11 protein-coding genes and 1 other annotated feature are annotated in these 13,900 nt (G+C 51.1%); of the genes, 9 read left to right on the top strand and 2 right to left on the bottom strand.

Annotation, left to right across the window (positions count from 1 at the left end; all coding sequences use genetic code 11):
- Positions 1–17: 17 nt before the first annotated feature.
- From SPSPH_RS14260 to SPSPH_RS14235, 6 genes are all read left to right on the top strand, one after another.
- The gene (locus SPSPH_RS14260; protein WP_075757563.1) at positions 18–437 is read left to right on the top strand and encodes a glycine cleavage system protein H; all 420 of its coding nucleotides are present in this window, start codon (positions 18–20) and stop codon (positions 435–437) included.
- Entirely contained in the window at positions 421–1,563 is a 1,143-nt protein-coding gene (locus SPSPH_RS14255) for a lipoyl protein ligase domain-containing protein (protein WP_075757564.1), read from the top strand. Before SPSPH_RS14260 ends, SPSPH_RS14255 begins: the two co-directional genes overlap by 17 nt.
- Positions 1,547–2,632: a geranylgeranyl reductase family protein gene (locus SPSPH_RS14250; RefSeq protein ID WP_075757565.1), complete on the top strand. Its 1,086-nt coding sequence runs from the start codon at positions 1,547–1,549 to the stop codon at positions 2,630–2,632. The genes SPSPH_RS14255 and SPSPH_RS14250 overlap by 17 nt, the downstream gene beginning before the upstream one ends.
- 168 nt (positions 2,633–2,800) lie before the next feature.
- A complete protein-coding gene (locus tag SPSPH_RS14245; protein WP_075757566.1) occupies positions 2,801–3,874 on the top strand; it encodes a radical SAM protein in 1,074 nt (357 codons plus the stop codon).
- Positions 3,867–4,751, top strand: a complete 885-nt coding sequence (locus SPSPH_RS14240) for a radical SAM protein (protein WP_083945696.1) — start codon at positions 3,867–3,869, stop codon at positions 4,749–4,751. The genes SPSPH_RS14245 and SPSPH_RS14240 overlap by 8 nt, the downstream gene beginning before the upstream one ends.
- 112 nt (positions 4,752–4,863) lie before the next feature.
- The gene (locus SPSPH_RS14235; protein ID WP_075757568.1) at positions 4,864–6,456 is read left to right on the top strand and encodes a lipoyl protein ligase domain-containing protein; all 1,593 of its coding nucleotides are present in this window, start codon (positions 4,864–4,866) and stop codon (positions 6,454–6,456) included.
- Between the two features lie 77 nt (positions 6,457–6,533).
- Here SPSPH_RS14235 and SPSPH_RS14230 read toward each other — a convergent pair whose 3' ends face one another.
- Together SPSPH_RS14230 and SPSPH_RS14225 are read right to left on the bottom strand one after the other, a co-directional pair.
- A complete protein-coding gene (locus SPSPH_RS14230) occupies positions 6,534–8,447 on the bottom strand; it encodes a sigma 54-interacting transcriptional regulator (protein ID WP_075757569.1) in 1,914 nt (637 codons plus the stop codon).
- A 200-nt stretch (positions 8,448–8,647) separates the two neighbouring features.
- Positions 8,648–9,601, bottom strand: a complete 954-nt coding sequence (locus SPSPH_RS14225) for an NAD(P)-dependent oxidoreductase (RefSeq protein WP_075757570.1) — start codon at positions 9,599–9,601, stop codon at positions 8,648–8,650.
- A 225-nt stretch (positions 9,602–9,826) separates the two neighbouring features.
- On the opposite strand from SPSPH_RS14225, the gene SPSPH_RS14220 reads away from it, so the two are divergent.
- The 3 genes from SPSPH_RS14220 to SPSPH_RS14210 all read left to right on the top strand — a co-directional run bounded on the left by SPSPH_RS14220 (position 9,827) and on the right by SPSPH_RS14210 (position 13,838).
- Positions 9,827–10,297, top strand: a complete 471-nt coding sequence (locus SPSPH_RS14220; RefSeq protein WP_181382956.1) for a DoxX family protein — start codon at positions 9,827–9,829, stop codon at positions 10,295–10,297.
- 174 nt (positions 10,298–10,471) lie between these two features.
- Positions 10,472–10,767: a binding site (T-box leader), on the top strand.
- Between the two features lie 54 nt (positions 10,768–10,821).
- Positions 10,822–12,411: an L-lactate permease gene (locus SPSPH_RS14215; protein ID WP_075757571.1), complete on the top strand. Its 1,590-nt coding sequence runs from the start codon at positions 10,822–10,824 to the stop codon at positions 12,409–12,411.
- A gap of 80 nt (positions 12,412–12,491) precedes the next feature.
- Positions 12,492–13,838 carry a phenylacetate--CoA ligase family protein gene (locus SPSPH_RS14210; RefSeq protein WP_233139174.1) on the top strand — a complete coding sequence of 449 codons (1,347 nt, stop codon included), beginning with the start codon at positions 12,492–12,494 and terminating at the stop codon, positions 13,836–13,838.
- The last annotated feature ends 62 nt before the right edge of the window (positions 13,839–13,900 follow it).

Here is a 13,900-nt window from a genome sequence, read left to right as displayed (position 1 = left end):
AGAAAGGAGCAGGGACGATGGAGGGTACCAGCCGGAATTTTCCGGAGGAACTATTGTATGACACGCATTACCAGTGGATTAAAAGAACAGGCAGTAAAATTTTATTCGGTTTGACTTCTTATGGTCTGGAGATCACCGGGGATGTATTATACTTGTCGCTGCCGCCTGCCGGTACAGCGGTAGAAGGCGGCGGTACCTGCGGCTCGCTGGAAGCGGGCAAATGGGTGGGACGCATCTATGCGCCGGCGAGCGGCAGGATAACCAATGTAAACCAGGCAGTGCTGGCCAGTCCGGCGCTTATTGGCCGCCTGCCTTACCATAGCTGGTTTGCCGAGATTGAGCTGTCCCGGCCGGAAGAGCTTAACGGTCTGATGTCGGCTGCCGGGCTGCGGTCCTGGCTGGTGGAGGCGGAAAAAGCAAATGCCTGCTGCGGATAACGGCACTACTTTCCGGGTCCTGGATTCGGCGCCGCGTACCGCCGCCGAGCACATGGCTTTGGATAAGGTCATTATTGAGGCCCACAGCCGGGGGCTGATTCCCAATACCCTGCGGTTTCTGCAATTTAAGCCGTGCGCGCTGGTGGGGCTGCACCAAAACACTTTTTTAGAAGTGAATGTTCCTTATTGCCGGGAAAACGGCATTGACATCAACCGGCGAATCACCGGCGGCGGCAGTTTGTACTGGGGGCGGCTGGAATTAGGCTGGGAGCTGTATGCCGGCAAAAACACCCCCGGTATTCCCCGGCAGGTGGAGGGCATGTACCGCCTGCTGTGTGAGGCCATGGCCGCCGGGCTGCGGACAATGGGGCTGGAGGCCGCCTATCGCCCGGTGAATGATATTGAAATCAGGGGCCGGAAAATTGCCGGCACCGGCGGCACCGAGCTGGCCGGCTCTTTTGTCTTCCAGTGCAGCCTGCTGGTGGATTTTGACATTGATGAGATGCTGCGAGTATTGCGTTTTCCCCTGGAAAAACTGAGTGATAAAGCCGTCACATCCATGCGGGAGCGGGTAACCTCCCTTACCGGGCAGCTGGGTTATGTACCGCCGGACGCGGTAATCAAGCAGGCAGTGTTAACCGGCCTGCGGCAAACACTGGCCTATGAATTTGTTCCCGGCAAGCTTACTGCCCGGGAAACGGCACTGTTGGCAGCGTATTTGCCGCAGTTTGAGAGCCCGGAGTGGATTTACGGCCAAGCCGGCGCTGTGCTCAATACCGTTGACTGCACGGCCAGCTATAAGGCGCCGGGCGGTCTGATCCGGGTGCAAATGCGTCTGGATGAAGGCGCCCGGGTCATTAAATATTTGTTTATCAGCGGCGATTTCTTTGCCTATCCGGCCAGGGTCATCAATGATCTGGAAACAGCCCTGAAAAATACGCCGGCTGACAGCAGGCGGATTGCCGGCATTATCCGGGATTTTTTCCGCAGCCACCAGGCTGAGATTCCGGGTGTTGGGCCCGAACATTTTATTGAAGCCGTATTGCTGGCTGTTGAGCAGGCCAAAGCGATGCAGCCGGTGCAGCAGAGTCCTCCGGGGGAGGTGTGCTGTGAAGCCGGCCGGTGAACACTATGACGCTGTTGTCGTCGGGGCCGGACCGGCGGGCAGCGCTGCCGCAATCCGTCTGGGCCAGGCAGGGCTCAGGGTGGCCATGCTGGAGCAGCGGCCAAGCATTGGCAGCCAGGTTCAGTGTGCCGAGTTCGTGCCTGTCGTTATGGCGCGCCATACCGTTCTCCGGGAAAGCGATATTGCCCAGCCGGTTCCGGGCATTACCACCTTTATTGGCGGCAGGCCGGCAAGTGTGCTGCGGGCGCCGGGGTATATCCTCAACCGGGGGCTGTGGGAGCAACATCAGGTTGAGCGGGCCAAAGCGGCAGGTGTCAGGGTTATGAGCGCAACCCGGGTGACCGGCATTGACGGTAAGGTGGTAACTGTAGTAACCAACGGCGTTCACACCGCCGGAATCAGCGCCCGGTATATTTTGGGCTGTGATGGTCCGCGGTCGGTTGTCGGCAAAACGCTGGGCAACGCGCCGCAGGAGCTGTGTGCCGCGCTGCAGTATGAAATGCGGTTGACCAAAGCGCTGGCAACTGCGGAAATTCATTTTGATGCCGGCTATTATGGCGGCTATGCCTGGGTGTTTCCGAAAGGCAAAATAGCCAATGTCGGGGTGGCGGTACATCATTCCTGCCAAGGCAGCCTCAAAAGCTTGCTGAAAGATTTTTGCCGCCAGCTGGCGGCCAGGCAAATTGTGCGGGCTGAAGCCGGTTTGGCCGCAACCGGCGGCCTGATACCGGCCGGCGGCCTGGTTCGCTGTGTGGCTGCCGGACAGATGCTGGTGGCCGGCGATGCCGCCGGCTGTACTCATCCCATTACCGGCGCCGGCATTATGAATGCCGTTGTCAGCGGCGGTTTGGCTGCCGGGGCGGTACTCAGGCACCTGGACAGCCGGGGGAAAGAGCCGGTTGCCGCAAGCTATGCCCGTGCGCTTGAGGCAGAGTATGGTCCCCGGTTTGCCGTTGCCTGCGACCGGCTGGTAAGCCGCAATCAGGGCTGGACAGATAACCCCGCCGAATTCACCGCCCTGATCCGGCGCAGCTGGATTGCTTTTCCGGAGTATTTTGCCCAACAGTAAGCGGGTGGTATATATTCGGCAGCAAAGAATCTGGCAGGCAGGCGGGCAGTGCATTGACAACGCTCCAACACTGGCGTTTAACTGCCGCTTTTGCCAACACACTACCCGCCTGCACAAAGCTTTAGTACGTTGTAAATATGTAATATTTGTAGTGAGAGGAGGCCGGTCATGGATAATTCCAGCAGACGGGAAAGCCCCGATTTTGTGCAGACCAGCCTGGCCGGCGCTATGGCGCTGGGCCTGGAGCCGGGCAGTTTTTACCGCAATGCATGTCCGGGCAGCTTAAACTTGTTAATGACTTATCAGGACGGATGCCGCGCCAATTGCAGCTACTGCGGCCTGGCCAGGGAACGGCAGGCCGAGCCGGAGGAAAACACCTTCATCAGGGTAAAATGGCCGGTATACAGCTTGGCGGCTATTATCGACATTTTACGGCAGCCGCCACCGGCGGCCGCCGGTAAAGTCAAAAAACTCGGCCGGATTTGCCTGTCGATGGTTACTCATCCCCGGGCGGCGGCTGATTGTATCGGTATGGTAACAGAACTGAGCGCCCGGACCGATTTGCCGCTCAGCGTTCTGGCATCACCCACCATCCTGCCGGCTGCAACGGCTTTTTTTGAGGCCATTAAAGCCGGTGGCGCCGACCGGGTGGGCATAGCGGTAGATGCTGCGACACCGGAGCTGTTTGCGGCTATGCGGGGGGCGGCAGTTGGCGGGCCGCACCGGTGGGCCAAGTACTGGGAGTCCATTGAGCAAGCGGTTGCCGTGTTTGGCTGTGAACAGGTCAGTGTTCACCTGATTGTCGGCTTGGGTGAAACCGAACAAGCCATGGTTCAGGCCATAGCCAGGGCCAATCAATACGGGGCGCAGGCCCATCTGTTCTCCTTTTGCCCGGAACCCGGCAGCAAGCTGGGCAGCTGTGAGCCGCCGTCCTATGGACAATACCGGCGCATTCAACTGGCGGCCTACCTTTTAAATAAACAACAAATCAGCCTGGCTGATTTGGCCTTTGATCCACAGGGAAAAATCGTGAGTTATGGCCGGCGGCTGGTGGAGCTGTTAGGGGACGATCTGGCGGCAGGCGCGCCCTTCATGACCTCAGGTTGTCCTGACCGGACCGGTTGTGTTGCCTGTAACCGGCCGTATGGAAACGAGCGCCCGGGCCCTGTTTTGCGCAACTACCCGTTTTGGCCGGAAGCGGCCGACCTGACTACTGTCAAAGGGCAGATATGGGATGAATAGTATTGCCTTTTATGCGCCAGGCGCGCGACATTACGACAATGGGTTATTTCAAAACAACGCCCACTCTTTTGCCAATATCAGCATTACCGGTTCTGAGTGCCAGTGCCGCTGCGAACACTGCCGGGGGCACCTGTTAACTACTATGTTGCCGGCGCCTGAGCCTGAACAACTGGTGCAATTGGGCAAAAAGCTGCTGGGGCGCGGCTGCCGGGGAGTGTTGATTAGCGGCGGGGCCTGCCGGGACGGCAGTGTACCGCTGGAGCCCTTTGCCGGCGCGTTAAAAGCAATGACCGGCATGGGGTTGTCTGTAGTTATTCATCCCGGCTTGCTGACAGAAAAAACAGCCAGGCTGCTGGCCGGCGCCAATGTGACCCGGGTGGCGCTTGACCTGATTGGCGACAGTGACACCATTCGTGAGGTCTACCATCTGCCGCATACCCCGGCAGACTATCAGAACAGTCTGCGGGCCGCGCGGCTTGCCGGGCTGAAGGCTTCGCCCCATATTGTTATCGGCCTGCATTACGGTAATATCCGCGGGGAATATGCCGCCCTTGACATGGTGGCGGCAGAAGGGGCGGCAAGTCTGGTGCTGGTGCTCCTCAATCCTTTGGCCAATACTCCCATGCAAGGCGTATTGCCGCCGCCACCTGAACGGGTGGCCGAAGTTTTCCAAACGGCCAGGCGCTTATTGCCGCAGACCCCGCTGGCTTTGGGGTGTGCCCGGCCACCGGGACTATATGCCCGGACGGTGGAGCGGCTGGCGGTGGAAGCCGGTTTTGACGCCATTGCCTATCCGGCCCGGGAAACGGTGGATTATGTACAGTCGCTCGGCTATGAGGTTGTTTATCAGGAAACCTGCTGCGGCATTTTGCCATAGCAAACCGGCCGTGTTTGCGTTAACCGCGCATTTCTCTGATTACGCCGGACAAAACTTGCAGTTCCCGGCTGCGTACTGTAGCTGGGGCCGTCATTGAGGGAGGGAAACCCGGATGAAACCAGGCTGGCGGGTTATAGACACAGGCTGCCTGACGTGTTCCCAAAACATAGCATTGGATAAAGCCTTGCTGCTTGCTGGCCGCGAGCGGTTAATCCCCGATACGCTGCGTTTTTTTCAGTTTACTGCCGGTTGTGTTTTACTTGGACACTATCAGCGTGCTGAACAGGAAGTCAGGCTGGATTTCTGTCAGCAACAGTCGATTGACATTAATCGCCGGCTGACAGGGGGAAACACTGTTTATTGGGACGGTTCGCTGCTGGGCTGGGAAGTGGTATTGCCGCGCGCCGGGCAGGCTGCGGCAAATCAGGCGGACACCCTGCGATACCAAATTGCTGCCGCCATCATCGAGGGATTAAGCCAACTGGGTGTAAAGGCTCAATACCAATACCCTGCGGCCATCGAAGCGGCAGGCCGTCAAATTGCCTGGTTTAGCGGCACACGGCAGGGGCCGGCGTTTTTCTGTCAGGGCTATATCCGTGTCAGTGACAGTGATGTCCACACCCTGCTGCGGGCTTTGCGTATTCCTACCGAAAAACTGGTAAACAAGGAAGTTGATTTGTTTAAACAGAGTCTTGCCAGTCTGGCTTCAGTGCTTGGTGCTCCGCCGCCGCCGGCTGTAATCAAGGCAGCAATCACCGCCGGTTTTTGCCGGATATTCCAGGTTGCCGCCTGTGAGGGAAAAATGACACCTGGGGAAGAAGCCTATTACCAAACGTCCTGTCAGGAAGTTGCTGCAAGGCACTGGGTATTCGGCAGCCGGTCGGTCTCCCGTCCAGCCGGTTATCAATTGCGAAGCACCTTGAAAGAACAGTCGCTAATTACCGTTGCTATGTCTGTGGACAGCAGCCGGCAGCGTATTGACGCTATCTCCATAACCGGTAGTTTCGAGGCCTATCCGTTAGAGGTAATATCCCGGCTGGAAAGTAATTTATTACATATTGCCGCTACCCCTGAGCAGATCAGAAATACGGTAAACGATTGTTTTCGGGAATGCCATGCTTGCATTCCGACGTTGACAGCAGACGATTTCAGCAATACAATACTGAAAGCTCTGGAAAAATTGCAGTTTCTGAACTGGGGCGCCGGTCCGGAAGAACTAAATGAGCTTACTGTGGTTGGTAACTGCGCGATACAAAATATTTTTGAGCAACCGCTGACAACGCTGCTCATTCCCTATTGTGCCAAAGACACAGAGTGCAGGTATCGTTACCGGGAAGGGTGCGGGCAGTGCGGACGCTGTGATGTTGGCGACGCTTATGCACTGGCGGCTGAGTACGGTTTGGCGCCCATTACTATTCAAAACTATGAGATGCTTGAGGAAAACCTGAAAGCTCTAAAACAGGCTGGCTGCAAGGTGTTTATTGGCACCTGCTGTGAAGCTTTTTGGGTAAAGCATGCCAGGGATTTTGCCGAGATCGGCTTGCCGGGTATTCTTGTTAATGTTGATAACAGTACCTGCTATGAGCTGGGACGCGAGCAGGCTGCCCGGCAGGGGCGCTTTGAAAATCAGACTAAACTAAAAAAGCAGCTTATCAGGCAGATAGTAAATGGTATGTTCAATAATCGAGATGCCTCCTACGGTTGATAAGATAAAGGCGGCTAAGTTTCAGATGAGTTACATCCTGTCTGAAACTTAGCCGCCTTGAATTTAAAGCTGCATTGTTAATTGGGTATATTATATTGACTCATTTTTCGATACAGTGTGCTGCGGGCAATTCCCAGCTGTTTGGCTGTATAGCTGATATTGCCATTGCTTTTACGCAGCAGCTCAACTATTTGCCGGCGTTCCTGTTCACTCCGGTTTTGTTTGAACATTTCTCTGGAGCGTAACAGTTCATTTGTTCTTGCCGGCGGCAGAGCGATAGTCAAAGCTGCAGGCTGGATAATCGCTTCAGGTAAATGTTCAACCCTGACGGTATCCTCATTGACAACACTGATAACCCTTTCCACAACATTTTGCAGTTCACGGACATTGCCCGGCCAATGATATTGCTGCAGCAGGGTAATTACTGCGGGGTCAACTTTCTTGATAGGTTTGCCCCACTCGCAGCCCATGGTATGCAGCATATAGTTGAATAACAGCGGGATGTCTTCCGAGCGTTCGCGCAAAGGGGGGATTTTTAGGGAGATAACATGTAAGCGATAGTATAAGTCCTGGCGAAAATTACCTTTGGCAACTTCCTGGGCCAGATTCTTGTTAGTGGCGCAAATAATTCTTACATCAACTGGAATAACTTTATTGTCTCCCATGCGGGTCAGTTTGCGTTCCTGGATTACCCGGAGCAGGGCCACCTGCAGTTCGAGCGGCGTATCGCCAATTTCATCAAGAAAAATGGTGCCGCCGGCAGCAAATTCGAATTTGCCCGGCCTGCCGCCGCGCTTGGCGCCGGTGAAGGCGCCCTCCGTGTAACCAAATAACTCACTTACTATGAGTTCCCGGGGGATGGCGCCGCAATTGACGGCCACGAAAGGTCCCTTGCATCTTGCGCTCTGATTGTGGATGGCCTGGGCAAAGACCTCTTTTCCTGTACCGCTTTCGCCCTCAATGAGAACATTGGACATTCCTGCCGCTGCCCGGGAGGCTAATTGGATGCTTGTGAGAATGGCGGGCGACTGTCCGATAATATTGTCAAACCGGAAAGTAGCCTGGGCTCCGCTTAAACGATTGATAAGCTTATGTACTCTTTTTATCGGACGCAGGATAATAATACCGCCGGACAGCATTCCTTCATCATCCAGTATCGGTCTGCCGGAAGATAAACAGTGGAGGCGCCCCAGCTTGGTGTCGATAAAAATTTCAAAGTCATTATAGGCTGTTTGCTCTTTATAAACCTTCTCGATGAACGGCGCTTGGCTTCCCATCAACTCTTTGACAGATTTATTCAGCAGGGCGGAACCCGGCCGGTCAAAGAGCTCTTCGGTAATCCTGTTGACTTGCTTTATAATGCCGTGATCATCAATGATTAACACGCCGTCAGACATCGTGTTGAATGTATTTTCGAGACGGTTATAGGCCAGGATGATTTCACGGTTATTTTCTTTCAGTTTCAGTGTTTGGTAAGCATTTTTAGATAAAGTGTTGGCCACCAAAAAGAGCACTTTCGCGGCCGATTGGATTTTTTCCCTGCTAACAATGGGAATTTCTTTGATAGCCGCCAGATACTTATCGGTACTGACACCCAATTCCTGGGCATTTTTGCGGCAATGCTCCTCGGACGGCCTTGCAGTCAGCACCTGGCCGCCGAAAATTGTGCCAAGGACTCTGCCGTTAAGGATGATGGGGGCGGCAAAGTCAATTAACCCTGCATGGCATTGGTATACTGCCGGCTTGCCGGTTTGCATAGCTTTGGCCGCTCCCCGCATGTCATTACCCAGGCAGCGTTTTAACCCGACCTCACTGGTCCGGACAATTTCCCGGCAAAAGGTGGAAAAACAACTGGGACAAGTGATGGCCTGTCCTAAATTATCCTCTATTAAACTGGCCACCCCTACGCTTAAGGCGAAGTTATCCTGAAATTCTTGTAAAAACGACAATGTAACCAGGTCTTGTAGTTTTACAGTGCTCAGTTTCGTCATTATCGGCCTCCCTTAATCATGCAAAGTTACGACCAAAGGATTTGGGCAGACATAGGTAGTACCCATTATTATTGTATAGCCAAATTATCCATTTGTCTTGGGAAAAATGAGAAATTTCTGTTTTTAACTAAATGCGCAGCAGCGGGTAGCCATACGAAAACAGGACTGCCGGTATTTTCCGGTCAGCCCTGTTTTTAGACTTAACTTACAACATTAATGAGTTTTCCCTCTATAAAAGCCTGGATGTTGCCTGCCAACAGATTAATCAGCCGCTGCCTGGCCTCAAAAGGTTTCCAGCCGATATGTGGTGTCAGGATCACATTATCCATGTCAAACAGCGGATTGGTCAGTTCCGGCGGTTCAGGGTCCTGGACATCCAGGGCGGCGCCGGCAATTTTTCCTGCCTGCAGGGCGGCAATCAAATCGGTTTCTTTGATGAGAGCTCCTCTGGAGGTATTTATGACAAAGGCCGATGGCTTCATCAGGGATAAGCGGTCCTGGTTGATGAGGTGTTTGGTTTCCGGGGTGAGCGGGCAATGCAGGGAAATAAAATCACTCTGTGTAAGCAGTTCTTCCAGCGCAACAGACTGGATGCCAGGGTCGCTCCAGGATTTGGGCGTTCTATTATACACCAGGATATTCATGCCGAGAGCACGGGCAACTTTGATTACCTGCTGTCCGATAGTGCCTGAACCGATAATCCCCAGGTTTTTATCCTGCAATTCGTAATGCGGCACTACCAGGTGTCTGGTAAAATTATCGTAGTTTTTCTGTTTAAGCATGATTTGCTGCTTTGTCAGCGAAGCGCTCAGACTAAGGACAAAGGTGATGGCCAACTGGGCGACTGCCTCAGTGCTGTAACCCGGAATATTGCAGACCGTGATGCCCTTTTCTCTGGCAGCGGCCATATCAATATTGTTGTACCCTGTACCGGCTTCACAGATGAGTTTGACAGAGGGCGGGAACGCAAGAATTACTTCTCTGCCTACAGGCAGTTCTTTGGTAATGACAATGTTCTGATCCTGGACCCTGGCTACAATTTCCTGGTCGCTGCTGGCAGCATAGGTAGTGACAGTGGTCAAGTTAGCTAGCTGTGAAAAATCAAGTTTGTTGTCAAAGTCCAGTTTGGCTACATTGAGAAATACTGTTTTCATCGCTTATCCCTCCATAAGTCTGCTTAAAGTCCGTCTAAAATTCAGTATATTGTGACAATGAAAATCTGTCAACATTTGGCTGGGAGCAGGAGTGGCTGAGGATTACTATAATTTTGTCTTGAATGAGGTAAACTGTAAATAGATATTTCCGCAAAACGAAAAATGCATACGTTACCACCGGGATTGTCAGGTAAATCGCAGCAAAAATGAGGAGATGTGATTTTTATGAAGCAATTATTGCAGAAGCTTGCGCAATTTCTTTCTCAATTTCTGGATATGGCGCTTCTGGTGTTTCGCTTGGGGTTAGGTGGTATGTTTATGTGGCATGGCTGGCCGAAAATCATTGGCGGCACGGCAAAATGGGCAGGACTTGGCAAGGCGATGGGTACTTTCGGCATTGAGTTCGCGCCGGTATTCTGGGGGTTTATGGCCAGTTTTGCCGAGTTTGGCGGGGGACTTTTGTTTGCCCTGGGCTTATTCTATCGCCCGGCTTGTTTTCTGCTGGTAAGCAATATGTTTGTAGCCTTTTCCAGTCAAATGATAGATGACAAGGGGTTACAGAAAGCTTCTCAGTCATTGGAAGACGGGATAAGCTTTTTCGGGGCGGCTTTTGTGGGGCCAGGAAAATACAGCCTGGATTATTATCTGGGGATTGAAGGCTTTGCAAACAAGGCACATAGAATGAAACGGATATGAGGAAGACAAGTATTGATTTTTCGGGTAAAAAGAGCAAAGCGGAGGATGGAACAAACAGGAATTTTAAGCTTGACAAAGTACAGATGTGCTGTTATATTATACTCAATGTAAACGATTTCTGCTTAAAAAACACAAAAAACAACAAGTGGAATTACAATTGAACATATAGCTATCCTAAAGACTATGAAGAGGAGAAGTAGCATTCAATTACAGCGCAGAGAGCCGGCGGCTGGTGAAAGCCGGACTGGGGTTGAATCGTGAAGTACACCTCGGAGTTGCTAGCTGAAGATTCAGCGACTCATTTTGATGGGTTGAAGAATTGGTAGGTGTGGCCGGAGCTTCCGCCGTTAGCAGGAAGGGGGTATCGGTAAGCAGTATGTCTTGCCCGTACTCTAGTGAGGAGGAGCCGGTAGAATGGTTTGGCGGCTCTACAAGGGTGGTATCGCGGGAATTATACTCCCGTCCCTTATTATAAGGGACGGGAGTTTTTATTTTGTAGAATTTTGCTGGAGAGAAGGGATAAAATGGAGACCTTAGTATTCACACTGCTGCCGGTTGCCGTTATTTTGGCTATGCTTATCATTTGGAAACAGGCAGCAGATATAAGCGGCATTGTCGGATGGTTAGTGATTTCCGTAGTTGCTTATTTTGTATTCCAGACAAGTGTGGAAGTAATACTGCGTTCGACAGCGGCGGGTTTTATCAGATCGTTTGCTGTCTCGCTTATTGTTGCGACCTCCTTGCTGCAGATGGCGTTTATGGAACAGACAGGGGCTCTTAAACGAATTATCATTTTTATTAAAACGATAGCCAGTGAAAACCGGGCAATTCAAATTATGCTGATTAACATTGGGTTTGGTACATTAATGGTATCGGTTGGTGCAACTCCGGTTTCATTGTTGCCGCCGATACTGTTGGCTATGGGTTATTCGACTCAGGTAGCAATCGCTTTGCCGGCAATAGGTTATGACTCTTTGTGCACGTATGCGCTATTAGGGGCCCCTATTGTTGTGTTTGTCGATATTGCCAACAGCTTTTTCGGTAAAGGGCATGAGATTACGCTGGCGCAGGCAGGAATGGCCTTTTATATGTTTTTGCCGGTAGTTTCCACATTAATAGGATTGTGTATGCTCTGGATTGTAGGACGATGGCAGGGAATCAGAGAAGGTTTATTTCCCTGCTTGCTTACCGGAGCGGTTATTGGTGTGGTTTCGTATTTCAGCAATAAATATGACAATTTGGTTGTATTGACAGGGGTATTATGTGGTATTGCCGTTATTATAGCCATGGTAATGTTGCTGCTTGCATTAGGCAAAAAGGTGTTTGATAAGAGTAAACTGAGTGCTGAAGAAATTGCGTATGAGCGTCAATATTCACTGTGGCGGGCGCTAACTCCCTGGATTATATTAGTTGCTTTTATTCTAATTTTAAATGTACCCAAAGATATGTTTAATTTCTTATATAGAGTAGTAAAGCTGCCGGTTGCCGGTATAACGGCTGATGGCAGTGCTATTGATACAAGAGCTTTATGGAATGCGTATACCTGGATTTTTGTTAGTACGATTATGTCGATACCATTTATTCGTCCTACGGGAGAACAGATTAAAAGTACTTTGCGTATCTGGTGGAAACGGGCTCCAAGACCGGTTTTTTCTGCGGCCATATTTTTTTCCATAGGCGAAATCATGAATATGTCTGGCTACAGCATGGTGACTGGAAAGTTTGAAACTGCCAGTATGGTGAAAGTGCTGGCCGATTATTCTGCATTTTATTTTCAGGATGCTTACGGGGCGGTCGTTGCTTTTATTGGTCTATTCGGCGGCTTTATTACCGGCAGTGAGGCATCCACGATCGCGATGTTTGGCAAATATACAATGACAACAGCCAAAAATCTGGATATGTCTTTAGTAGGAACAATTATTATTACGGCTGGCCTGGCTTTTGGTGGCGGTCTGGCAAGTATGATATCTCCGGCCAAATTACAAAACGCGGCAGCTTCCATTGATAAATTAGGACAGGAAAACCAGATCATTCGCACTGCTTTTATATTTTCATTAATTATGACATTGGTTACTTCGCTGTTTGTTTTGTTGTTGCTAAAGGTAGCTGTTTGATTGTTAAGACACGATGAGATGTTTGGAGACAAGGTACTCGGGATTATGTTAGTAGATTACTATGTGAGGAGAAGGATTTTATGTGTATGATATGGGACAAAGACGCCGAATGTATGGCCCGGAAACCGATGGAAGAGCTGCAGCTTGAGCGACTGCGCCAGGTAGTGCAGCGCGTATATGAAAATGTTCCTTTTTACCGGCAGGCTTTGGATACTGCAAAAGTCGGCCTTAATCACATCCGGTCATTACAGGATATAAGCTTGCTTCCTTTCACTACTAAGGATGATATTCGCAATAATTATCCGTATGGCTTATTTAGCTCACCGATGAAGAAGATTGTGCGTTTACATGCTTCTTCGGGCACTACCGGTAAGCCTACGGTTGTCGGCTATACTAAAAATGATATAGAATTATGGGCAGAGATGGTAACACGGCTTGCTGTTGCCGGCGGCGCGACCGATGATGATGTTGCGCAGGTGGCTTTTGGCTACGGTTTGTTTACAGGCGCTTTTGGCCTGCATTATGGGTTGGAACGGCTGGGGGCCGCTATCGTGCCGGCCTCTACCGGTAATACTGAACGGCAAATTATGCTGATGCAGGATTTTGGTACTACCGTGTTGGTGAGTACACCGTCCTATGCCTTATACCTTGCTGAAACAGCCTATAGTATGGGGATTGATGCGAAGTCCTTGAATGTCCGGTTAGGCTTGTTTGGGGCTGAGGGCTGTTCGGAAGAATTGCGGCAAGTCATTGAACGCATGTGGGGCATTAGTGCAGTGGAAAACTATGGTATGAGTGAACTGATCGGGCCTGGTGTTTCCGGCGAGTGTGAATGCAAGGCAGGGTTGCATATTAATGAAGATCATTTTTATCCTGAGATTATTGACCCGGTGACCGGTACGCCATTGCCTTATGGCGAAACAGGAGAATTAGTTATCACCACTATGACCAAGGAAGGCTTCCCGTTGCTGCGCTACCGTACCCGTGACATTACCAGTCTGAATCCGGAGCCTTGCAAGTGTGGCAGAACGCTGGTACGGATGAATAAAGTACAAGGGCGTACCGATGATATGCTTAAAATTCGCGGGGTTAATATCTTCCCCTCCCAAATTGAAAGTGTACTGGTGGGAATCCAGGAAATTGGACCTCACTACAATATTATAGTTCGGAAAAAAGGCTATCTGGATGACCTGGAAGTAATGGTAGAACTGGCAGATGATACGTTATTGGAGGATTTCCGCAAGCTGGAAGGCTTGCAGGATATGATTCGCCATAAGCTGCGGGTTATTCTAGCCATTGATGCTACCGTGCGGCTGGTACAACCGAAGACCATTGCCCGGTCGGAAGGCAAGGCTAAACGCATCATAGACTTAAGAGATAAAGTAGACTTAGCTTCAGGTGGGGTTAAGCCATCGGATAAAAAATAAGGTGGGTTTTTACTAGGATTTGAATTAATTTTCTATTGCGCAAAGAGGATAAAAATGGTATC

The organism is Sporomusa sphaeroides DSM 2875, from assembly GCF_001941975.2.
Lineage (GTDB): Bacteria > Bacillota > Negativicutes > Sporomusales > Sporomusaceae > Sporomusa > Sporomusa sphaeroides.
This window is presented reverse-complemented; position numbering and strand designations above follow the sequence as displayed.